Here is a 21,578-nt window from a genome sequence, read left to right as displayed (position 1 = left end):
TACTAATTAATTCATTTCAACCTGTACGTTTTGTTTTTTTATTTTTGCTACAAAATACCCAATTGTAATAATCATAAAGGCAACCATATAACTTAAAAGTATGGCGTTGTTGTGCCACATATAGGAAAAGTCACCACTTGATATAACTGCCTTAAATGCCTGAACTGAATAAGTCATTGGTAACGTTGTACTGATTGGCTGTAATGCATTCGGAATTAACTCAAGTGGGAACGTTCCAGCACTTGTTGTTAATTGTAAAATGAGAACGATAATCGCAATAAAACGACCAGGGTCACCCATCATAGTCACAAGCATTTGAATTAAGGCTAAGAAGGTAAAGCTTGTGATAAGGGAAGTTACAAAGAACAATGGGGTACTTGCGACTTCAATTTTTAGGCCTACAATTAAAATCATATCAACTAGGATTGCCTGAACAATACCGACAATTGCTAATACACCAAACTTGCTAATGAACCAGCGGAATGCATTTTTGGGTTGAACAACAGGTTCTTTAAGTTTAAATACGATGGACATAAGCAAAGCCCCAACAAATAAACCGAGGGAGATAAAGTATGGTGCAAACCCAGTTCCATAGTTCGGTACTGTGTTAATTTCTTGTTTTTTCACAGTAACGGGTTCTCCCATCATATCGTACGTTTCGTCAGTAGCTTTAACAGAGTTTGCCTGCTCAGCACCTTCTGTTAGTTTATCGGCAAGTTCATTCGAACCATCAACAAGTTGAACTGTACCTTCATCTAGTTCCTTCGAGCCTTCTGCAAGCTTTCCAGCCCCATCTTGTAGCTGACCAGAACCATTTGTTAATTGCCCCATTCCTGATGTTAATTGCTGAGCGCCACTGTTAAGTGCAATGGATCCGTTATATAATTGGCTAACTCCTTGTTGTAGGCTGACTTGCCCCTCATTTATCTCTTGAAGTCCAGCCGATAGGCGATTAAAGGAAGGGCTGGTTTGAGATAGTAATTGATCCTCTAGACCGGCTGTAGCGGCACCGAATTGCTGGTGAAGTCCGGTTTTGAACTCAGTGAATCCTTGATTTAATCCATTTGCAACGCCTGCTGTGATGCCAGGTTCAAGTTGTTCTGTCAATTGCTGTTGAAGTTGCTGTTGTAGCTGCTCTTTCGATGGCTGTCCTTGAGACATTTGTTGGATTATAGCTGAAGCTTGTTCGCTTCCTAATTTACTTTCGAGTGAAGCTTTAAGTTGCCCCATTTGTTGCGTTTGAGACTCAATCATTTGATCAGCAAGCTGACCAGAAAGAGAGGTTGCTATCCCATTTGTAAGTTGAGTTGATAGGCCGGTGTTAAGTTTTGTTTCAAGCTCATCAATGCCTTGATCAACCTTGCTAACACTGTCGTTAAGCTGAGTTGATATGCTTTCAGCTATTTGCTTCGGAAGCTCTTCCTTCATTAGAGTAACCCCATCTTGAACTTGATTGGTTCCATCTATTAAAGAGGGAAGTTTTTCGTTCATTTCACTAAGTCCAGCTTTTACTTGGTCTGTACCAGTGGCAAGATCGCTTGCACCGGATGACGCTTTTTCCACACCTTCTGTAAATTCAACTGATTTGGAAGCTAGCACTTTTAAATTTTCTTCTAAAGTTTTTGAACCGTCATGTAATCGAGCAACCCCTTCCGCAAGTTGTTCAGATCCCTCACCTGCTTGAGTAAGACCATCAGCTACACTCTTAACCTTATCAAACATGGTTTGCGCATAGGTGGCTGTGACGTTTTTAGAGATTTCTGCTTTAATTTTTTCTATCGCTGTTTCTCCGATTTGTGAAGATAAAAAGTTTGTGCTTTCATTTGGTACATAATGTAGTTCTAATTTTTGAGGGTTGCTATCTAACAACGTAGTTGCATTCGTTGAAAAATCTTTAGGTATCTCAACCAATAAATAATAATCCCTATTTTCAAGCCCCTTATATCCATCTTCCTTTGAAACAAAGTGAAAATCAAAGGTGTTATTAACTGAGAGCTTATCAGTTAACTCTTTTCCAAGCTGCAATTGGTCCCCTTCAAATTCAGCTCCTGCATCCTCGTTTACGATAGCTACCGGTAAGTCTTCCATATGGTCATATGGATCCCAGAATGCCCAAAGGAACATTCCAGCATAAAGTACCGGAACAAAGGCAACAGCTAAAATTGGAATGAGAACTTTTCGATTTGATAGAATTTGTTTTACTTCAGCTATAAAGGAAGATCCCTTCATACTATTTTCAACCTCCTAATAATTGACCGTTTTGTTCATTTGGTCATTTTAAACCAAATAAGATGGGTACTCTACTTGAGGACCCAAGGTATGATTATTTTTCTAACCCATTAAAAAAGTACAGCTTAAATAGATTTGAGATTTCTTCTTTTGCTAATGGCTTATGATTTCGTTCCCAGTCAAAGATTAAGGAAACATACAGCTTTAACATCACAAATGCTGTTATTTCAGGATTACAGGGTTTGATTTCATTGCGATCAATAGCTTCTTGAATGATGCCGCTCATATAGTTAATAATGGCTTGCTCGACGCGTTGTACCACCTCTACAACCGCTTGTGTCCCAATATCTCTTTCTTCCTGAAAAAGCTTAATCGTTAATTGATGGGACTTCCGAAATTCAAGCAATTGAAAAAGTACCCGGTGTGCATTTTCAAAAAACGTATTGTTTTTGTCCATTGCTTCTTCGGCCACAGCTTTCATATCGCGAATCAGGGTACTAATGATTTCATCAAATAATTCCTCTTTGTTTTTAAAAAAGGTATAGATTGTACCCTTTCCAACGTTGGCGAGCTTCGCAACTTGGTCCATTGTTGTCGCCTTGTACCCGAATAAAGAGAATGATTTTGTAGCAGCTTCGATAATTAACTGTCTCCTATCAATTGCCACCATTGACCACCCCATATTTATTATTTTTGACCGAATGAGAAATCTGGTCATTTAATTAGCATTGAGAAATATATCATATCAAATAAACCATTGCAAGTACAAAATTCTTCTAGCAGAGATTTAGATGTGGAGGGATTATCTATTGTTTTACAATTTTAAATACGTTTACATTTTTTTAGTTGTAATTTTTTTTTGCCCATGCTAATATAAATCTTGTAAGAGTAATGCAATCGTTTGCACAAAGTTAGCAGAGATATTTCAAGTAGTTCAGAATCCTTTACCATCAATGAGTTTTCTTCTGCATCTCAGTTTGAAAGCGTTTGATTAATTCGGAGTAAAAAGTAGTATTTTCGACAAAATTACCCATTTTAATGCAAACGGTTTCCTAAAACGTGCACGATTACATCTTTTCAAAAATGAAAATTGGGGGTTTTACAAATGAAGGCAAAGAAACTTGTTCCTGCATTTTTGGCACTACTATTCTTGGTAAGTGTTGCATTAGTAGGATGCTCTTCAAATGAAGAAGGTTCAAAAGATAGTGGAAGCGATTCAAAGGATGCAGTAACAGTTGATATCTTCCAATTCAAAGTAGAATTCAAAGAGCAATTTGAGGCAGTAGCAAAGCAATATGAAGAAGCGAATGATGGTGTAAAGATTAACATTACAACTGTTGGTGGCGGAGAAGATTACGGTGCAGCACTTCGCTCTAAATTTGCTTCAGGTGAAGAGCCAACAATCTATAACATTGGTGGACCACAGGACGTAGCAGACTGGAACGATAGTTTAGCTGATCTTTCAGATACAGCAGCGGCTGGTGTTGCATTAGAAGGAACTCTTGACGGAGTTACTAAGGATGACAAAGTATTAGGACTTCCTTTTAACCAAGAAGGATATGGTCTGATTTACAATACAGCAGTATTTGAAGAAGCTGGGATTAATCCAGATGAAATTACTACATTAGCTGCTTTAGAAGATGCAGTTAAAACATTAGATAGCAAGAAGGATGAATTAGGTTTAGATGCAGTATTTGCGTTACCAGGAAAAGAAAAATGGGTAACAGGTTTACATCTTTCAAACACATTCTTATCTCCAGAATTTGATGGTAATGTACTAGAAACTTTTGATTCTAGTTCAGTAGAATTTGAATATGGTGATGCATTTAAGAAAGTGTTAGATCTACAAAATGAGTATTCTGTTCAACCAACTGTAAGCTTAGACTATGCAATGCAAGTAGAAGAATTATTCTCAACAGGCCGAGTAGCAATGATTCAACAAGGTAACTGGGTATATGGTTCTATCGCAGGTATTGATGAAGAGCTTGCGAACAACGGTGTAAGTATTTTACCAATTCCGGTAGAAGGCTATAAAGAAGACTCAATTCCAGTAGGTATTCCAATGTACTGGGCTGTAAATAGCAATAAAGACGATGCAGAAGTAAAAGCAGCTAAGGACTTCTTAGATTGGTTATATACGTCTGAAGAAGGTAAAACAACAGTATTAGAAGACTTTAAATTTATTCCTGCTTATGAAGGATTTGACGCTACGAAGGTTTCTGATCCACTAGGAAAAGCAGTATATGAGTATTCAACAGAAGGAAGAACAATTCCTTGGGTATTCATGGGTTATCCAACTGGTTGGGGAGAGCAACAACTTGGTACGAATATCCAAAAATATATTAGCGGCGAAATGAGCTGGGATGACCTTGTGAAGGAATCTAAAGCTTCGTGGGAAGACACAAGAAAATAATAGATAGATAAAAAAATAGAAAACAAGGCACACAAGTTGCTTTGTTTTCTAGTTTTATAACAAGAAAAGCGGAGGCGAGTGTATAGCGACGTACAGACTGAGGCCTACACGATGTAGGTCACACAGACGTTGCCACAGGACGTGGCGAACTTAGTCTGTGTTCCTTATGGAGATAAAGGAAACACGGTGAGCAAAGCGAGCCGATGTTGAGCTTATCGTACGGAGGGCGAGGGAAGTCTCGCTAGTCGCTACGAGCCGGAGCTAGACAAAATAGAAAAGCGGAGGCGAGTGTGTGCCTCCTTCCCTATTAAGAAAGTTTCGGGATTTCGATTAATTGGAGGTATTATACTATGCGAAACCGGAATCTATGGTATTGGTTATTTCTAGCCCCAACCCTGTTAGCACTTGGAGTTGTTGTAATCACACCATTAATTTTTGGAACCTATTACTCTTTTACAAACTGGAATGGAATTAAGATTACCGAGTTTGTAGGACTAGAACATTATCAGAAGTTAATACAAGATCAAGAATTCAGAGATTCATTATGGTTCACTATTAAGTTCTCTGTCATATCTATCTTCCTTATTAACTTTTTTGGACTTTCATTAGCTTTACTCGTTACACAAAAGTTAAAGACAAATAATATTTTACGTACAATCTTTTTCATGCCGAATTTAATTGGCGGACTTATTCTTGGGTTCATTTGGCAATTTATCTTCATGAAGGTATTTGCGAGCATCGGAGACTTGACTGGTATTATGGCTTTCAAAGGCTGGTTATCAACGGACACAACAGGTTTCTGGGCACTAGTCATTCTCATGAGTTGGCAAATGGCTGGTTATATCATGATTATTTATATTTCTTATTTAGAAAGTGTTCCACAAGAGCTACTAGAAGCTGCTGAAATTGATGGTGCAAATAGCTTCCAACGTTTTAAGAATATTACATTTCCACTTGTTGCGCCTGCATTTACTGTAAGTTTATTCCTTACATTATCAAACACATTTAAGCTGTATGACCAAAACCTGTCATTAACAGGTGGAGGACCTTATAACTCAACACAAATGGTAGCGATGGAAATTTTTAAAACAGCATTCTCAGAAAACAATTATGCGTACGGACAAGCAAAAGCGATTATTTTCTTCTTAATCGTAGCAGCTATTTCCTTAACACAGGTTTACATTAATAAGAAACGGGAGGTCGAAATGTAATGAAAAGCAAAAAAAGAAAATTATACTTGCTTGAAATTCTAGGCATTGTACTTGGATTACTATGGCTCTCCCCTTTCTATTTGATGATTGTAAACTCATTTAAAACGAAGAGAGAAATTTTTACTGATACGTTAAAGCTTCCAGATGTATTTACCTTTGATAACTATGTTCAGGCTTTTGTAGAACTAGATTTTATTCGAACATTCTTTAATTCCGTTCTTATTAGTGTACTTGGTGTTGCCGTTATCGTTATTTTTTCATCAATGGCAGCATACGCATTGAACCGCAGAAAAGGTAAGGCTAGTGGATTCATTTTCTTCCTATTTATTGCAGCGATGCTTATTCCGTTCCAATCGGTTATGATTCCACTTGTTTCCCTTTTTGGAAAAATGGAACTGTTAAATCGTTTTGGTATTATCATTATGTATCTTGGCTTTGGTAGTAGTTTATCGATCTTCTTATATCACGGTTCATTACAAGGAATCTCAAAATCTTTAGATGAAGCGGCAACCATTGATGGTGCAAATCGTTGGCAAGTGTTTTGGCATGTTATTTTCCCAATGTTGAAGCCTATCTCAGTAACAGTGGCGATCCTAAATATTATTTGGATCTGGAATGACTACTTATTACCTTCACTTGTTATCAACCAAGAGGGAATGCATACGATTCCGTTGAAGATGTTCTTCTTCTTTGGTCAATATACAAAGCAATGGCATCTAGCATTAGCTGGATTAACGATTGCCATTATTCCAGTGATTCTAGTTTACTTCTTCCTGCAAAAACATATCATTAAAGGAATTGCAGAAGGATCTGTTAAATAAATTTGGATAATCAAGGAGACTTGCTCCTTTTATATAAAGATAAGATTCGATATCTAGCTCCAGGCGCCATCGGCTCTAGGGTCTAAGCCAATCGCTTCGGAAGGTAAAATGCACCTTCTCCTCAGCGCTCGTCTTATGCTTGTCACCGGTAGGACGGCGCCTTGCGCTTTTATTAAATGGAGGGTATGTATGGCTATTACAATTAAAGATGTAGCAAAAGAGGCAAATGTATCACCTTCCACTGTCTCCAGGGTCATCGCGGACAACCCTCGAATTAGCGAGGAAACAAAAAGAAGAGTACGAGAAGCGATGGAAAAGCTCGGGTATCATCCCAATTTTCAAGCAAGAAGCCTAGCTGTTAAAAGTACAGCAACAATTGGTGTTGTGATGCCTTTTTCAGCTTCACAGGTGCTTCAAGACCCCTTCTTCCCAGAAGTAATTAGAGGTATTAGTGTACAGGCGAGAGAGCATAAATATGGTTTGTATCTTTCGACAGCTGGCACAGAGGATGAAATTTTTGAGGAAGTTGTTGGAATGGTTCAGGGGAAACGTGTGGACGGCTTGATCTTGTTATATTCACGTACAGATGATCGACTAATAAAGTATTTGTCAGAAGTTGATTTCCCATTTACGGTAATAGGTCGTCCTTTTGTAGGTGCGGAACGTGTGACACATGTTGATAACGACAATATATACATCACAAAGGTTGTTACAGAGTACTTACTTCAATTAGGACATACAAAAATTGCGTTTGTTGGTGTTAACTTCGACTTTGTGTTTACAATTGACCGACTTGAGGGTTATAAGCAAGCTTTGAAAGAAGCTGGAGTTCCTTTTAGAGAGGACTATATTCTTCATAAAAGCATGTTGGATGAAGGCAATAAGGCGATAATCTCTTACTTAGCATCTGTTGAACCTCCAACAGCATTAGTTTGTGCAGATGATTTTATTGCGATTGAGCTAATGAGTCATTTTGAAGCCATGAATATTAGGGTGCCAGAGGATGTTTCAATTGTAAGCTTCAACAACGTGCTACTTGCAGAATATTCAAAGCCTCCCCTCACTTCAGTTGATATTGATATTTTTCAACTGGGGTTCGAAGGAGCAAAGTGTTTACTTGAAAAAATTAAAGACCCCAGCGTATTACCTAAACGAATTACGATTCCTGCAAAACTGATTGAACGAAAATCAAGTGCAAGGATTAAATAATAGACATTATCAAAATACGTGTTCAAAGAGGAAGTCTGAAAGGACCGAGCGGTACTCTGTGTCATTTCATCTGACTTATCGAACACCATCTAGAAAGTGAGTTAATGGGAAATGGAAAACAAAACATGGTGGAAAGAAAGTGTTGTGTATCAAATTTACCCAAGAAGCTTTAAAGATACAAACGGCGATGGAATCGGTGATTTAAAAGGTATCATAGAAAAATTAGACTATGTAAAAGAACTCGGTGTTGATGTCATATGGCTTTCCCCTGTCTATGAGTCCCCTAATGATGATAACGGGTATGATATAAGCAATTATCGTCAGATCATGAAGGAATTTGGAACAATGGCGGATTGGGACGAGCTACTGAACCAAATGCATGACAGAGGCATGAAGCTAATGATGGATTTGGTTGTAAACCATTCATCAGATGAACATGAGTGGTTCAAGCAATCGAGACAATCTAAAGATAATCCATACCGTGACTATTATATTTGGCGCCCGGCCCGAGATGGGAAGGAACCGAATAATTGGGAATCCATTTTTAGTGGGTCGGCATGGCAGTACGATGAGCAGACGGAAGAATATTACTTACATTTATTTAGTAAAAAACAGCCTGATTTGAATTGGGAAAATCCGAAGGTGCGTGAAGAGGTTTACGATCTGATGACCTTCTGGCTTGAAAAAGGAATCGATGGCTTCCGTATGGATGTTATCAACATGATTTCAAAGGCACAAGGTTTACCAGACGGAGAACCTCATGAAGGGAAAAATTTCGTTTCGGGTGCTGACCACTACATGAATGGTCCACGTATCCACGAATTTCTTCAAGAAATGAATAAGAAGGTACTTTCTAAATACGATATTATGACAGTCGGTGAAATGCCAGGTGTCGATACGAATGAGGCACAAGCTTATACAGGTGCAGCTCGAAATGAGCTTAACATGGTATTTCAGTTCGAACATATGGATTTAGATTCAGGTCCGACAGAAAAATGGGATGTACGTCCGTTGAGCCTGCTTGATTTGAAGAACACATTTACGAAATGGCAAAAAGGACTAGAAGATAATGGCTGGAACAGTTTGTATTTGAATAATCACGATCAACCAAGAATGGTATCACGCTTTGGAGATGATGGTGAATATTGGCTTCAATCCGCCAAGATGCTGGCAACATTCTTGCATATGTTGAAAGGGACGCCATATATATATCAAGGTGAAGAACTTGGGATGACGAATGTTCATTTCAATTCAATCGAAGAATACAAGGATATCGAAACTCTGAATATGTATAAGGAAAAAGTAGAATCAGGCATGGAACCTCAACAAATCATGCAGTCCATTTATAAAAAAGGAAGAGACAATGCGAGAACTCCTATGCAATGGGATGACAGTGAAAATGCAGGGTTCACGACGGGAACACCTTGGCTACAGGTAAATCCGAATTATAAACAAATTCATGCTGCGCAACAGGTTCATGATCCTTCATCTATTTATCAGTATTACAAGAAGTTGATTGAACTTAGAAAACAGCATGAAATCGTAGTCTATGGGTCCTATGACCTCCTTTTACCAGATCATCCTACGATTTATTCGTATACTAGAATATTAGGTAATGAAAAGCTACTCGTTGTTTTAAACTTTTCAAAAGAGACGTCATTATTTGAGCTTCCATCAGAAATTACGTATAGCTCAAAGGAATTGTTTATCAGCAATTACGATGTGAATATAGATGAGTCAATTGAAAAAATAACATTAAAACCATATGAAGCGCGGGTTTATCGGTTAACTCTATCGTAACCATGGATTTGACATAGCAAACAAGAGAAATGAGGATACAAAATGAAGCAAGCATGGTGGAAGGAAGCTGTCGCTTATCAAATTTATCCAAGAAGCTTTATGGATTCAAATGGAGATGGCATCGGTGATCTACAAGGGATTATCTCAAAATTAGATTATGTGAAAGACCTAGGGATCGATGTCATTTGGATTTGCCCTGTTTATAAATCTCCGAATGATGATAACGGGTATGATATAAGTGATTATCAAGATATCATGGCTGACTTTGGCACGATGGCCGATTTTGATGAGCTTTTAAAGGAAACGCATAAACGCGGAATGAAATTGATTATTGATTTGGTTATTAATCATACAAGTGACGAGCACCCATGGTTTGTCGAGTCACGTTCCTCCAAGGACAACGCAAAGCGGGATTGGTATATTTGGTGTGACGGCAAAGATGGAAAGGCACCGAATAACTGGGAGAGTATTTTTAGTGGACCTGCTTGGGAATATGATGAAGCAACGAAGCAGTATTACATGCATATCTTCTCAACAAAGCAGCCTGATCTTAATTGGGAAAACAAAGAGGTTCGCAAAGAATTATATGGCATGATTAATTGGTGGCTCGACAAAGGAATTGATGGATTCCGAGTTGATGCAATAAGTCATATTAAAAAGCTTCCAGGATTCCCCGACCTGCCAAATCCAAACGGATTAAAATATGTTCCGTCCTTTGATGGACATATGAATCGGCCAGGAATCCAAGAGTTCTTACAGGAATTAAAAGAAGAAACCTTTGCGAAATATGACATCATGACCGTTGGTGAAGCAAATGGTGTGAGCGTTAACGATGCCGAAGAATGGGTTGGCGAGGAGCAAGGGAAATTTAATATGGTATTTCAGTTTGAACATTTAGGACTGTGGGATGAAGCAAAGAATGAGCTAGACCTGCTAGGTCTTAAAAAAGTATTTACAAGATGGCAAAAAGGCCTAGAAAACAAAGGTTGGAATGCCTTGTTTATTGAGAACCATGATAAGGCTCGTGTGGTTTCAACTTGGGGGAATGATAAAGAGTATTGGATGGAAAGTGCAACGGCTCTTGGCACAATGTACTTTTTCATGCAAGGCACTCCATTCATCTACCAGGGGCAAGAATTGGGTATGACAAATGTTCAATTTCAATCTATTGACGAGTACGACGATGTTGCTACAAAAAATCTCTATAAGGAGAAGCGTAGCGAAGGTATTTCGCATGAAGACATTATGGAGAATATCTGGGCAACCAGTCGTGATAATTCGAGAACGCCGATGCAATGGTCAGATGAGGCCAATGCTGGCTTTACAACGGGAACCCCGTGGATTGGGGTTAACCCAAATTATGTAGATATCAATGTTGAAAAACAAAAGCAGGATCAACATTCTGTTCTCCATTTTTATAAGAAAATGATTGAGCTAAAAAAGGAAAACAAGGTGTTCACTTACGGGACGTATGATCTGCTAGTAGAGGAAGATCCGCAGTTATTTGTTTATACACGGACAATGGAGTCGGATAAGGTGATTGTGGTTGCTAATCTTTCATCAGAAAAAGCAGTCTGCCATCTTTCCGAGGTAGAGTTTAAGCAAGAAGGACTGTTACTATCCAATTACAGTGTAAGCACTCATGATCAATTAGATAAAATAGAATTACAACCATATGAAGCACGAGTATATCGTTTGGTATAAAATAGCCCCCTAAGATTGAATGATCATCTATCTTAGGGGTAATTTTATTTCGTTAGCTTATTTGTTATCCTTCTCTCCTACTTCATTTCCTGTTGTATACTCATAGCTTGCCTCATAGCCTGATTCTCTTGCTTTTGGGCCTTTTGCCACTTTATATTGACTATGGTTGGCTTGCCCCACGCGATTTTTGTTTTCAGTCATGGAAGTCCCCTCCTTTATTGTCTTTTGTTTAAATTTTCTTGAGCCATTCGAATCATTTCTTTGACCATGTTGCCCCCGATATTTCCTCCTACCTTTCCGGCCTGTTTTGAAGTGAGATTTCCGTTATATTCGTCATTTAATGGAATTCCTAATTCTTTTGCAACCTCATATTTTACGCCATCAGGGTTGGACGAGTCCGTCTTAAACCCCTGTTTTTTCATTACATCCGCTTTTAACTTGTCTAGTCCTTCTCTTGCTTCTGGGATTAATGGTCGACGTTTCCTTCTAGCCATGATGTTAACTCTCCTTTTTATAGCTATTTTTTATACTATTCCCCTAAAAAAAATCATTTACTAGAATAAAAAATTCAATATACGGTAAAACTTGGTAGTAGATAAAATTTTTTAGGTAAATTAAGGATTTTTTAGTTTGAAATGCTTGTTTTTTGGCTAATCTAGTGATGTAATAGCTTATACCACCAGTTTAATAGGGTGAATTAAGATGATTTTGAAGCTAAATCTTGCGAACCTATGAAAAAAGTGGTAAAAAGAATATGTGCTTAATTGGAGAGGAGAAATTAACTATGAACAAAACAGAATTAATCAGCGCTGTTGCTGAAAGTGCAGAACTATCAAAAAAGGATGCTACAAAAGCTGTAGACGCAGTATTTGAAGCAGTTCAAGACGCTTTAAGCAGCGGAGATAAAGTACAATTAATCGGTTTCGGAAACTTCGAAGTTCGTGAGCGTGCAGCTCGTAAAGGTCGTAACCCACAAACTGGTGAAGAAATCGAAATCGCAGCTAGCAAAGTACCTGCTTTCAAACCAGGTAAAGCTCTTAAAGACGCAGTTGCTGGTAAATAATACATAAGCCTGCGTAAATCCCCTTCAGAGTAGATCTGAGGGGTTTTTTCATGTAGTTTGACCCTAGGGCTTGTAAAAGGCTAAACGCTTTAATATAAGGCTTTATACGGTGTATTGCTAGATTGTCAAAATGAGAGTTTGACGCCCCATCTATCTCGTGTAAAAATAGTAGTATCGATCAGAAAAAGGTAGTGAGGGTATGCAAACGAGAATTAATTGCATAAAATGCAAGCATTTCTATACAACGTGGGATTCGAAGTTCCCTCGAGGCTGTCGTGCATTTAATTTTAAAACACAAGCAATGCCTTCTGTGACGGTATTTAGATCCTCTGGTGCCCATTGTTTGAAATATGAGGAGAAGCCTGCGAAAACTCATACGCAAACTACTTATACTAGAGACATTCGCGTATAAGGACATGTGGCGAATTAAAGCATATGGAGTGAATAGAGTGAATATATCTGTAACTAAGATATTAGATAAAATGCAACTAGAGCTGCAAACAGCAAAAACTGAAGCGAATGAACAAAAAGTCAGAGAACGCCTTCTGGCAATCCGGACGTTATGTGACCTTGTTTTGGATGAAGCCCCTACGGCTTCAAAGCCGAGAAGGATCGAAGCAATTCCGGTACAACCACCCTCTGCCTTACCAACCGCTACGATTACCAATGCTAGTAAATTAAAAGAAGAAGATGCAAACGGAGACTCTCTATTTGATTTTTAACTGGGGTCTCCCTTTTTTTATGGTTGTGTCCGATAATTGCAGAGTTGAGTCCCATATCCAATTTGATTTGTCCCATAAATGGAAAGGTATGTCCCATTTCTTTCTTTATATGTCCCATGTATGTAAAAGTGTGTCCCATTTCCTCAAAACTAGGTACGCATAATCAAAAAAGAACCCCCAAGAACGCTACACTTGGAGGTTGTGGAGAAATTTTTCTCTTTTTTTATATAGTTCATGTGCTATTTCAATAGTGCAACGCTCAAAACGAATTGTTCCACCAGGAGGCAGTTGGGCAATTTTAAAAAAGTCAACGGTTATTATCGTCGCAATACGTGGATAGCCGCCAGTCGTTTGCCGGTCGGCCAACAGAACAATAGGCTCTCCGTTACTAGGCACTTGAATGCCTCCAAGCGGGATGGCGTCTGAGGCGATTTCTGACTTTCCGCTATGTACCAAAGGTTTTGTCCCCTTTATCCGGTACCCCATTCGGTCACCTTGGATCGCCCGGAAGGTACTTGAAAAAAACTGAATCATGGAGTCTTCTGTAAAGTAATGCTCGTGTGGCCCCGGTATCGCTCGAATTGAGACATCTTTTGAATAGATTGGTATGAAGTCACGAGAAAGCCCTACCCGTTTTTGAGGATTTGTTACAAACCCATATAAGATATCTCCGTCTTTTATCTCCGTACCAAGCTTAGCTTTTGCATAATATGATTTACTTCCAAGTACTTCTTCAGCTACATAACCACCAGCAACCGCTATGTACGCTCGCATGCCTGATACAGGCTTTCCAAATGATAGGATGTCCCCTTTCCTCATAACAAAGGATTTCCATAATGGTGCTGGGTTTCCGTTTACAGTCAACGTTAAGTCTGCCCCACAAACCGCAATCATGATTGCTTCAGCCTCTACCCTCATTGTTGGACCAAGCGTGGTTACTTCCAGGGTCACTTCACCCCTATGGTTCCCAACTAAGATATTTGCTAGCTGTGCCGCATACGAATCCATCGCTCCACTTGTAACGACTCCAAACTGCTGATGCCCATATCGTCCGAGGTCTTGGAAGGTTGTATAGAGTCCTTTTTTTAGGATTGTAAAAAGTGGTTTTGCCATCTCTATCACCTAATTGCCTTAATCGTAATGCCTTCATTGGTTAGTGCGTCTCGTAATTCTTTTACAAATTGGAGAGCATGGCTGCTATCACCATGAACGCAAATCGAATCCGCTTTTATTGGGATAATCTCTCCCGTAACAGTTTGGACACTTTGTTCTTTTATCATTTGAAGGACTTGGTTAATAGCATCGTCACTGTTTTGAATCAGAGCGTTAGGCTGTGTGCGCGGTGTCAGTGTACCGTTAGGTTGATAGGTACGATCAGCAAACACCTCTGAAACAGTTTTGATACCGTATTTTTCTCCAGCTTCAATTAGTTTGCTTCCAGATAATCCGTATAACAAAAGAGTTTTGTCATAGGTATAAATAGCCTTAGCGATTGCGTCCGCTATAGTGCTATCCACTGCAGCCATGTTGTAGAGGGCTCCATGAGGTTTGACATGAGATAGGGTTACATGATTCACCTGACAAAAAGCGGCGAGTGCTCCAATTTGATAGAGAACCAGATCGTACACATCTGATGGAGATACGGCCATGATTCTTCTTCCAAACCCAACGAGGTCTTGAAAGCCTGGATGGGCACCGATAGCTACGCCGTATGCTTTAGCAAGCTGTACGGTTTGTATCATTACGTGTGGGTCACCTGCGTGAAAACCACAGGCAATATTGGCGCTAGATATATGTGACAAAACCTGCTTGTCATTTCCTATTTGATAGGCACCGAAGCTTTCTCCGAGATCGCTATTCAAATCTATTGTTTTCAACTTCTACCACCTCAACTTGATATCGATTGTCTTTTACTAGATTTTCAATTTCATAAAATTCATTAGAGGAAATGGGAATAAATCTCAAGTAGTCCCCTGCCCTGAGTAAAAATGGATTTCGTTTTACTGGGTCAAATAAAGGTATGGGAGTTCGTCCAAGTAGGTTCCATCCTCCTGGAGATTCTAGCGGATATACCCCTGTTTGATCCCCGCCAATTCCAACAGCTCCTTTTGGAACGACAAGTCTTGGACTCGAGAGACGTGGCGTATGAATCCGATTAGAAAGCCCCTTTAAATATGGAAAACCTGGGAGAAAGCCAATCATATAGATAAGATAGTCCATGCTACTATGGATGGTAACAACCTCTTCGGTTGTAAGGTTGTTGCTGGTAGCTACATGTTCAAGATCTTCACCCCATTCTCCACCATAACAGGTAGGCAGGAGGATAACTTTCCTTGAAGAAGAGATACCTTCCAACGGAACTTCTTTACAAACTTCGGTAATTATTTGAGTAAGCTCCTGATAGGTTGTAAGAATAGGATTATAGTAAACTGTGATGGATTGGTAGGATGGTACGAGCTCGGTAATCCCAAATATGTGCTTTTTTTCAATTTGTTTTGTTGTTTGTTGGATACGCCTTTGCAGGGTGTCGGAAGCTGGAAGATGATAGTATACTTGCAAAGCCATATCTCCAACAGGAAGAATGTCAAAATCCATAATAAACACCCTCACTTAAAGAGTCTTACTACTATCTTATAATGAATATGCTAAAATAAAAGAGGAAATTTGAAAAAGGTAGGAGAACAAAATGAAACTATTTTTAATACTAGGGGCTATTCATGCATTTTTAGCTGTAGCACTAGGTGCCTTTGGAGCTCATGGATTAGAGGGGAAAATTAGTGAAAAGTATTTGAAAACCTGGAATACAGCAGTTCAATATCAAATGTTTCACGCAATTGGTCTATTTATCGTAGCTTTCTTATCAGACAAGCTCGCACAAACGAATCTCATCATTACTGCTGGGTGGAGCCTATTTATTGGTATTCTTTTATTCTCGGGAAGCTTGTACGTGTTAAGTGTAACCGGAATAAAAGTCCTCGGTGCCATCACACCGCTTGGTGGAGTAGCCTTTTTAGTAGGCTGGGTCTTACTTATAGTGGCGGCAGTAAAACATCTTTAATAACTCAAAAAGGAGTGCCCGGGAGCACTCCTTTTCTTAGTTTGGTAAATGATTGGATTAGCGGGTCGGCATCCAGTTGCAGCGCTTTTGTACTTATCTTGGCGGGTAATTTGCCATCCCCATTCCTGCTCCGAATGGATATTGATACTCTAACTCCTCATCAAATGTTACGTATTGTAAGAAGACCATGAGAAGTAGATAACGCATACCTGTTTGTGGGTCGCTTAAAATAATGTGGTCACGACCAGCAGCTTCAATCAAACCTTTAAATACTTTAGCTTGAGACCCACTGTCAAAGCCCATATAAACAGTAGCGAGTTTCCCTTTGTTCAAACGAAGTATGTTTTCAATATACGATTCTTCTATCGGAAGCATTCCTGGTACTTGATCTGCTACACCTTGTTGTGGAAATTGCTGTGTTGGCATAGGAGGAACCTGTAAGCCTCCTTGTTGGCCTTGTTGTTGGTATGGGTACCCATATCCAAATTGACTTGGATCCATATAGCCTCCATATTGGCCATAGCTTTGCTGTGGATTATAGCCGTAAGCTGCATATGGATTTTGGTTCTGCATTGCCTCTCTTTGATTATCTTTACTCAATGTAAGCCCTCCTCAGATTGTATATGTTTAAAGCTAATCAAAAACATAGAAAACTAGAAAACATCCGGGCAATCCTCTCGTGTAGGCTGGTAGAAACAGTGAGCTTTAAACCTTCCGACGTTCCACTGATTGTACCATTGTGCTGGACATTCTCCAGGTGGTTCAAAAAACCACAAAGAAAATCTCGCGGGTTGAAATCGTTCTCCTCTAAGTACCCTTCGTGCCAGTTCAATCTCAACGGGACGTGCTGCCTGGTAAAAATAGCCCTTTTGGGTTGCCTCAAACCCACCCGGACTTTGAAAGACCATTTTTCGGATAGTGTTAATGTCTTTAAAGTCAAGGCAACGAGCCCTTGCACGATTTACTCCAACATTCCCTACTAAAAGCATTCCTTGCCTACCTTCACCTTCTGCTTCAGCCCGTAACAGCCTTGCAAGAAGTTTTACATCTTCCTCTGTGTGCGCTACGACTGCCATTTTTTCACCTCACTTACAAAAAAGAGAATGATAAAGACTCTTTACTAACGTATTGATAAGGTGAAAAATGGGTTCCTACTTTTTGCGTATTTTTTGGGATATCTGATTAGAACTTCTGGTGGATATGTTTTGAGGATTCATCACTAGCAATTGTATGAGCGAGGGATTTGGAATATGAATAGGGATTAAAAAAAAGACCGCCTCTTCTATAAAGAGCGATCCTATTCTATGTTATAAAGAAGAAGACAAGGCCATAAACTTTGTTTAGTCAGACTATTGACAAACGCTCGCATACTGCGTTGCTTGCTGCTCTCATACACTCATGAAGGCTACTTCTATTCGCGTCTTCGACCGGCTTCGCGCCTTGTCTGACAAACGTTTTCAAGACAGTCTGTGGAAGTGTTTTATATGTAGACTTCCTTTGGAAAAACAAGTAGACAAAGCCATAAGACTTTGTCTGCTTGTGGATGAAGTTATTTAGTTCACATGTAAAAATTGCGGTACTTTTTCTTCCGTTAAGATGTTACCTACAAAGAATGCTCCAAATTCTCCGTAGCGTGCACTCACTTCATCAAAACGCATTTCATATACAAGTTTTTTGAATTGGAGAACATCGTCAGAGAATAAAGTCACGCCCCACTCGTAATCATCAAAGCCGACAGAACCGGAGATGATTTGCTTTACCTTCCCCGCATATTGACGACCAATCATTCCGTGGCTACGCATAAGTTCTCTACGCTCATCCATTGAAAGCATGTACCAGTTGTCATCACCTTGGCGACGCTTGTCCATCGGATAGAAGCATACATATTGGTTTTTCGGTAAAATTGGGTACAAGCGAGCCCGCACATGAGGGTTTTGATATGGATCCTCGTCACTGCCCCCTGCAATATAATTACTTAATTCAACAACAGACACATATGAATGAGCAGGAATCGTGTATTCTGCAAGTGTAGTCTTATTAAATTCTGTTTCAATTTCATTTAATTCTTCCATTGTTGGACGAAGAATCATCATCATAAAATCAGCCTTTTGGCCAACAATTGTGTATAAAGCATGACTGCCTTGATTTTCACTTTGTGTTTTATTCCATTTCTCAACTAGGCCAAGAAATTCATTTATTGCTGCTTGGCGCTCATCACTTGAAAGAGTTTTCCAAGAAGTCCAATCAACTGTGCGGAAATCATGTAGGCAATACCAACCATCAAGTGTTTGTGCTGCTTCAGCCATAACTATCACTCCTATAATTACGTATATAATATGTATTGAACTGTATTCAACCACTACTATACCATAGTTTTCCCTATAGCCAACTGTATAAACCCTAGACAATTCTGTGAACAAAGAGTTACGTTTAGGAGACCCTATTTATGTGCGTAAAAAAGATTTTAAACCTCTATCTTGACGAATAAACGCTCTGTACTTATAATAAGTTCTAATATTTTAATAATTATACGAAAGCGATGAAAGGAATTAGTATATCTCGTTCATGTGCAAAGAGAGTGGAACCCATAGGCTGAAAGGTTCTCGCCGCCTCTGAGAGATAGAACCTGTCCTTGAGCAGTTAGCAAAAACTAACCGAACCCCCTCGTTACCGGGTAAAGAGTGGCACCCTTACATAAGGTGTGTCAAAAAGGTGGTACCACGGATATAACACTTCCGTCCTTTACAGGATGGAGGTGTTTTTTATTTATAGAGGATGTTCAAAGAGTTATCAAATGATAAGCTTCGAATCTCGGCGTCACTTGTCCTCTACAGTCCACGCGTATTAAAACCATACGCCCCGGTCCTCGAGGCTGTGCTTCCTTAATCTTCTCGCTTCTGATTCGTCGCCCTTTTGAACACGCACTAATAGAAGAAACGTTTGTTTATCACAATAGGATAGGAGGGATTGTCATGGCTAAGCAGAGAATTGTTATAAAAATAGGAAGTAGTTCATTAACGAATTCACATGGTGGTCTTTCTAAGGAAAAAATAGCGGAACATGTTGCTGCCATTTCTAAATTGAAAAAGGATGGCAATGATGTCATTCTGATTTCATCAGGGGCTGTTGCGGCAGGATTTACTGTACTAGGGTATCAAACAAGACCTGTAACTATTTCTGGAAAACAGGCAGCGGCAGCAGTAGGACAGGGATTACTGATGCAAAGCTACTTTGAGCAATTTCAGAAGGAAGGGATTGTATCTGCGCAGCTATTGCTAACTCGTCATGATTTTTCTCAACAAGAACAATACAATAATGCATACTCAACGCTATCTGAACTGTTAAAGCGTGGCGTCATCCCAATTATTAATGAAAATGATTCAGTCGTTGTTGATGAACTAACCTTTGGTGACAATGATATGCTCTCTGCGTTAGTGAGTGGCCTTGTCCATGCGGATTCACTTATCATACTAACCGATATAAACGGTCTGTATGATGGAAACCCTCACCAGAATGCGCAAGCAAAACGATATAATTTCTTACCCAAAATTACGGAAGAGCTTCTTGCGATTGCGAGGGGTTCCGGTTCGAAGGTTGGAACAGGCGGAATGCGCTCAAAACTAGAAGCAGCAAAGACAGCAACCTCGTTCGGAGTTAAGATATTTATCGGAAAAGGGGAAGGACCGGATAAATTAGTGGATATTGTTTCTGGTAAAGGTGATGGAACCTACATTGGATATCCAACTCAGACTTCACTTAAAAATAAAAAACAATGGATCGGGATTCATTCAGAAGTTGCGGGTCAAGTAATCATTGATAAAGGCGCCGAACATGCTGTGATCCTACATGGGAAGAGCCTATTGCCAGCGGGTGTGAAAAAGGTAGCAGGATATTTCAAGTCTGGTGATGTTGTGGAAGTGTTGAATGAAGATGAAAAGCTGATTGGAAAAGGTCAAATAAACTACTCGTTTGACGAGCTTGAAAAAATAAAAGGGTTATCTAGTGACATAGCAAAGGTACAGACTACCTCCAATAAAGCGGAAGTCATTCATCGAGACAATTGGGTAACTCTGACAAAGGAGAGGGAATTGAAATGAGTGAATTACTACAAAAAGCAAAGCTGGCTAGCGATGTGGCGACCCAATTGGGGTTATGTACGACTGAGCAAAAAAATGAGGCATTAAACCGAATTGCCTCACAATTACTACAGGAAACAGACTTTATTTTATCCGAGAACGAAAAGGATTTGGCAGCTGGAAGAGAAAAGGGTATGAGTGATAATCTACTTGATCGCCTTAGACTAACAGAAGAACGAATTGAGGACATGGCAGTAGGAGTTCGTCAGGTGGTTGAATTACCAGACCCAATTGGTGAAGTATTAGAGGGATGGGACCGTCCAAATGGATTGCAAATCGAGAAGGTTCGTGTTCCACTTGGTGTTGTTGGGATGATTTATGAAGCAAGACCTAATGTGACAGTAGATGCTTCCACACTTTGCTTAAAAACTGGTAATGCAGTCCTATTACGTGGGAGTTCATCTGCCATTCATTCAAATAAAGCAATCGTAGCGGTGATTCATCGCGCTCTTGAAACATCGGAAGTACCAAGTGAAGCTGTTCAATTACTAGAAGATACGAGTAGAGAAACGGCATCGCAAATGTTTAAACTCACTGAATATCTGGATGTTCTTATTCCACGAGGTGGAGCAAGTTTAATCCAAAATGTGGTGAACAATGCTTCTGTACCAGTACTCGAAACAGGTGTTGGGAACTGTCATATATATATTGATGAAAGTGCACAAAGAGATATGGCAGTGGCGATTGCTGTTAATGCAAAAACACAACGACCATCCGTTTGTAACGCTGCAGAGACGATTCTTGTTCATCAGGGCTGGGCGGAAAAGCATTTTGATGTACTGATTCAAACATTAAAGGACAAGAATGTTGAAATTCGTGCGAACGAAGCAGCAAGGGCATTAGATCATACATTATTACAGGCAACAGAAGAAGATTGGGAAACAGAGTACCTGACTCTAACAGTTGCGCTTAAAGTCGTCCCTGATTTAGAAGAAGCTATCTCACATATTCAAACTTATAGCTCAAAACATTCGGAAGCCATCGTTACAGAAAGGGAAGAAAATGTGTTAGCGTTTTTCAACCAAGTTGATGCAGCTGCACTTTATCACAATGCGTCAACACGCTTTACGGATGGGTTTGAATTCGGGTTTGGTGCTGAGATCGGGATTAGTACGCAAAAGCTACATGCACGTGGGCCGATGGGATTACCTGCACTTACCTCAACGAAATTTATAATCCGTGGAAACGGCCAAATAAGAGAATAAAACGGTG

21 protein-coding genes and 1 other annotated feature are annotated in these 21,578 nt (G+C 39.6%); of the genes, 11 read left to right on the top strand and 10 right to left on the bottom strand.

Going from position 1 to position 21,578, the window contains the following annotated elements; all coding sequences use genetic code 11:
• Window positions 1-6: 6 nt before the first annotated feature.
• Window positions 7-2,229, bottom strand: coding sequence for a YhgE/Pip family protein (locus ACWNMY_RS10350; protein WP_449538146.1), 2,223 nt, complete (start codon window positions 2,227-2,229; stop codon window positions 7-9).
• Window positions 2,230-2,323: 94 nt separating this feature from the next.
• The gene (locus tag ACWNMY_RS10345; protein ID WP_449538145.1) at window positions 2,324-2,899 is read right to left on the bottom strand and encodes a TetR/AcrR family transcriptional regulator; all 576 of its coding nucleotides are present in this window, start codon (window positions 2,897-2,899) and stop codon (window positions 2,324-2,326) included.
• A 435-nt stretch (window positions 2,900-3,334) separates the two neighbouring features.
• Between ACWNMY_RS10345 and ACWNMY_RS10340 the strand changes: the two genes are divergently transcribed.
• The 6 genes from ACWNMY_RS10340 (at window position 3,335) to ACWNMY_RS10315 (ending at window position 11,387) form a co-directional block, all read left to right on the top strand.
• Window positions 3,335-4,642 carry an ABC transporter substrate-binding protein gene (locus ACWNMY_RS10340; protein WP_449538144.1) on the top strand — a complete coding sequence of 436 codons (1,308 nt, stop codon included), beginning with the start codon at window positions 3,335-3,337 and terminating at the stop codon, window positions 4,640-4,642.
• Between the two features lie 350 nt (window positions 4,643-4,992).
• A complete protein-coding gene (locus ACWNMY_RS10335; RefSeq protein WP_449538143.1) occupies window positions 4,993-5,853 on the top strand; it encodes a carbohydrate ABC transporter permease in 861 nt (286 codons plus the stop codon).
• Window positions 5,853-6,674, top strand: a complete 822-nt coding sequence (locus tag ACWNMY_RS10330) for a carbohydrate ABC transporter permease (RefSeq protein ID WP_449538142.1) — start codon at window positions 5,853-5,855, stop codon at window positions 6,672-6,674. The genes ACWNMY_RS10335 and ACWNMY_RS10330 overlap by 1 nt, the downstream gene beginning before the upstream one ends.
• A 189-nt stretch (window positions 6,675-6,863) precedes the next feature.
• Entirely contained in the window at window positions 6,864-7,883 is a 1,020-nt protein-coding gene (locus ACWNMY_RS10325; protein ID WP_449538141.1) for a LacI family DNA-binding transcriptional regulator, read from the top strand.
• 111 nt (window positions 7,884-7,994) lie between these two features.
• Window positions 7,995-9,683: a glycoside hydrolase family 13 protein gene (locus tag ACWNMY_RS10320; protein ID WP_449538140.1), complete on the top strand. Its 1,689-nt coding sequence runs from the start codon at window positions 7,995-7,997 to the stop codon at window positions 9,681-9,683.
• A gap of 42 nt (window positions 9,684-9,725) precedes the next feature.
• A complete protein-coding gene (locus ACWNMY_RS10315; RefSeq protein ID WP_449538139.1) occupies window positions 9,726-11,387 on the top strand; it encodes a glycoside hydrolase family 13 protein in 1,662 nt (553 codons plus the stop codon).
• A 57-nt stretch (window positions 11,388-11,444) separates the two neighbouring features.
• Here ACWNMY_RS10315 and ACWNMY_RS10310 read toward each other — a convergent pair whose 3' ends face one another.
• Both ACWNMY_RS10310 and ACWNMY_RS10305 read right to left on the bottom strand, forming a co-directional pair.
• Window positions 11,445-11,588 (bottom strand): hypothetical protein, encoded by a 144-nt coding sequence (locus ACWNMY_RS10310; protein ID WP_449538138.1) that lies wholly within the window; start codon window positions 11,586-11,588, stop codon window positions 11,445-11,447.
• A gap of 14 nt (window positions 11,589-11,602) precedes the next feature.
• Entirely contained in the window at window positions 11,603-11,881 is a 279-nt protein-coding gene (locus ACWNMY_RS10305) for an alpha/beta-type small acid-soluble spore protein (protein ID WP_449538137.1), read from the bottom strand.
• A 290-nt stretch (window positions 11,882-12,171) separates the two neighbouring features.
• On the opposite strand from ACWNMY_RS10305, the gene ACWNMY_RS10300 reads away from it, so the two are divergent.
• Together ACWNMY_RS10300 and ACWNMY_RS10295 are read left to right on the top strand one after the other, a co-directional pair.
• Window positions 12,172-12,450 (top strand): HU family DNA-binding protein, encoded by a 279-nt coding sequence (locus tag ACWNMY_RS10300; protein ID WP_449538136.1) that lies wholly within the window; start codon window positions 12,172-12,174, stop codon window positions 12,448-12,450.
• 449 nt (window positions 12,451-12,899) lie between these two features.
• On the top strand, window positions 12,900-13,172 hold the full coding sequence (locus tag ACWNMY_RS10295) for a YwdI family protein (protein ID WP_449538135.1): 273 nt from the start codon (window positions 12,900-12,902) through the stop codon (window positions 13,170-13,172).
• Window positions 13,173-13,358: 186 nt separating this feature from the next.
• On the opposite strand, the gene ACWNMY_RS10290 is transcribed toward ACWNMY_RS10295, so the two are convergent.
• The 3 genes from ACWNMY_RS10290 to pxpB are packed head-to-tail and all read right to left on the bottom strand — an operon-like array spanning window position 13,359 to window position 15,767.
• The gene (locus ACWNMY_RS10290) at window positions 13,359-14,285 is read right to left on the bottom strand and encodes a 5-oxoprolinase subunit C family protein (RefSeq protein WP_449538134.1); all 927 of its coding nucleotides are present in this window, start codon (window positions 14,283-14,285) and stop codon (window positions 13,359-13,361) included.
• Between the two features lie 5 nt (window positions 14,286-14,290).
• Complete coding sequence (locus ACWNMY_RS10285) at window positions 14,291-15,049, bottom strand: 5-oxoprolinase subunit PxpA (RefSeq protein ID WP_449538133.1); 759 nt, start codon at window positions 15,047-15,049, stop codon at window positions 14,291-14,293.
• Complete coding sequence (gene pxpB / locus ACWNMY_RS10280; RefSeq protein ID WP_449538132.1) at window positions 15,027-15,767, bottom strand: 5-oxoprolinase subunit PxpB; 741 nt, start codon at window positions 15,765-15,767, stop codon at window positions 15,027-15,029. Before pxpB ends, ACWNMY_RS10285 begins: the two co-directional genes overlap by 23 nt.
• Before the next feature lie 91 nt (window positions 15,768-15,858).
• On the opposite strand from pxpB, the gene ACWNMY_RS10275 reads away from it, so the two are divergent.
• Window positions 15,859-16,230 (top strand): DUF423 domain-containing protein, encoded by a 372-nt coding sequence (locus ACWNMY_RS10275; protein WP_449538131.1) that lies wholly within the window; start codon window positions 15,859-15,861, stop codon window positions 16,228-16,230.
• 93 nt (window positions 16,231-16,323) lie between these two features.
• Here the strand turns inward: ACWNMY_RS10275 and gerQ are convergent, their stop codons facing one another.
• The 3 genes from gerQ to hemQ form a co-directional block, all read right to left on the bottom strand.
• Window positions 16,324-16,803 carry a spore coat protein GerQ gene (gene gerQ, locus ACWNMY_RS10270; protein ID WP_449538436.1) on the bottom strand — a complete coding sequence of 160 codons (480 nt, stop codon included), beginning with the start codon at window positions 16,801-16,803 and terminating at the stop codon, window positions 16,324-16,326.
• Window positions 16,804-16,883: 80 nt separating this feature from the next.
• Window positions 16,884-17,306, bottom strand: a complete 423-nt coding sequence (locus tag ACWNMY_RS10265) for a cell wall hydrolase (RefSeq protein ID WP_449538130.1) — start codon at window positions 17,304-17,306, stop codon at window positions 16,884-16,886.
• A gap of 477 nt (window positions 17,307-17,783) precedes the next feature.
• Window positions 17,784-18,536 carry a hydrogen peroxide-dependent heme synthase gene (hemQ, locus tag ACWNMY_RS10260; RefSeq protein WP_449538129.1) on the bottom strand — a complete coding sequence of 251 codons (753 nt, stop codon included), beginning with the start codon at window positions 18,534-18,536 and terminating at the stop codon, window positions 17,784-17,786.
• Between the two features lie 224 nt (window positions 18,537-18,760).
• Window positions 18,761-18,976 (top strand) — a binding site (T-box leader).
• 226 nt (window positions 18,977-19,202) lie between these two features.
• Between hemQ and proB the strand changes: the two genes are divergently transcribed.
• Together proB and ACWNMY_RS10250 are read left to right on the top strand one after the other, a co-directional pair.
• The gene (gene proB / locus ACWNMY_RS10255; protein ID WP_449538128.1) at window positions 19,203-20,327 is read left to right on the top strand and encodes a glutamate 5-kinase; all 1,125 of its coding nucleotides are present in this window, start codon (window positions 19,203-19,205) and stop codon (window positions 20,325-20,327) included.
• Window positions 20,324-21,571 (top strand): glutamate-5-semialdehyde dehydrogenase, encoded by a 1,248-nt coding sequence (locus tag ACWNMY_RS10250; protein WP_449538127.1) that lies wholly within the window; start codon window positions 20,324-20,326, stop codon window positions 21,569-21,571. The genes proB and ACWNMY_RS10250 overlap by 4 nt, the downstream gene beginning before the upstream one ends.
• Window positions 21,572-21,578: the final 7 nt, after the last annotated feature.

The organism is Ferdinandcohnia sp. Marseille-Q9671, assembly GCF_976954385.1.
Note: the sequence above shows the minus strand (reverse complement) of the source record. Positions and strands in the feature narration are given on the sequence as shown.

Excerpts from the sequence above, each read along its gene's own strand:
- ACWNMY_RS10350 (WP_449538146.1), bottom strand. The coding sequence starts at position 2,229 with ATGAAGGGATCTTCCTTTATAGCTGAAGTAAAACAAATTCTATCAAAT.
- ACWNMY_RS10345 (WP_449538145.1), bottom strand. The coding sequence starts at position 2,899 with ATGGTGGCAATTGATAGGAGACAGTTAATTATCGAAGCTGCTACAAAA.
- ACWNMY_RS10340 (WP_449538144.1), top strand. The coding sequence starts at position 3,335 with ATGAAGGCAAAGAAACTTGTTCCTGCATTTTTGGCACTACTATTCTTG.
- ACWNMY_RS10335 (WP_449538143.1), top strand. The coding sequence starts at position 4,993 with ATGCGAAACCGGAATCTATGGTATTGGTTATTTCTAGCCCCAACCCTG.
- ACWNMY_RS10330 (WP_449538142.1), top strand. The coding sequence starts at position 5,853 with ATGAAAAGCAAAAAAAGAAAATTATACTTGCTTGAAATTCTAGGCATT.
- ACWNMY_RS10325 (WP_449538141.1), top strand. The coding sequence starts at position 6,864 with ATGGCTATTACAATTAAAGATGTAGCAAAAGAGGCAAATGTATCACCT.
- ACWNMY_RS10320 (WP_449538140.1), top strand. The coding sequence starts at position 7,995 with ATGGAAAACAAAACATGGTGGAAAGAAAGTGTTGTGTATCAAATTTAC.
- ACWNMY_RS10315 (WP_449538139.1), top strand. The coding sequence starts at position 9,726 with ATGAAGCAAGCATGGTGGAAGGAAGCTGTCGCTTATCAAATTTATCCA.
- ACWNMY_RS10310 (WP_449538138.1), bottom strand. The coding sequence starts at position 11,588 with ATGACTGAAAACAAAAATCGCGTGGGGCAAGCCAACCATAGTCAATAT.
- ACWNMY_RS10305 (WP_449538137.1), bottom strand. The coding sequence starts at position 11,881 with ATGGCTAGAAGGAAACGTCGACCATTAATCCCAGAAGCAAGAGAAGGA.
- ACWNMY_RS10300 (WP_449538136.1), top strand. The coding sequence starts at position 12,172 with ATGAACAAAACAGAATTAATCAGCGCTGTTGCTGAAAGTGCAGAACTA.
- ACWNMY_RS10290 (WP_449538134.1), bottom strand. The coding sequence starts at position 14,285 with ATGGCAAAACCACTTTTTACAATCCTAAAAAAAGGACTCTATACAACC.
- pxpB (WP_449538132.1), bottom strand. The coding sequence starts at position 15,767 with ATGGATTTTGACATTCTTCCTGTTGGAGATATGGCTTTGCAAGTATAC.
- ACWNMY_RS10275 (WP_449538131.1), top strand. The coding sequence starts at position 15,859 with ATGAAACTATTTTTAATACTAGGGGCTATTCATGCATTTTTAGCTGTA.
- gerQ (WP_449538436.1), bottom strand. The coding sequence starts at position 16,803 with ATGCAGAACCAAAATCCATATGCAGCTTACGGCTATAATCCACAGCAA.
- ACWNMY_RS10265 (WP_449538130.1), bottom strand. The coding sequence starts at position 17,306 with ATGGCAGTCGTAGCGCACACAGAGGAAGATGTAAAACTTCTTGCAAGG.
- hemQ (WP_449538129.1), bottom strand. The coding sequence starts at position 18,536 with ATGGCTGAAGCAGCACAAACACTTGATGGTTGGTATTGCCTACATGAT.
- proB (WP_449538128.1), top strand. The coding sequence starts at position 19,203 with ATGGCTAAGCAGAGAATTGTTATAAAAATAGGAAGTAGTTCATTAACG.
- ACWNMY_RS10250 (WP_449538127.1), top strand. The coding sequence starts at position 20,324 with ATGAGTGAATTACTACAAAAAGCAAAGCTGGCTAGCGATGTGGCGACC.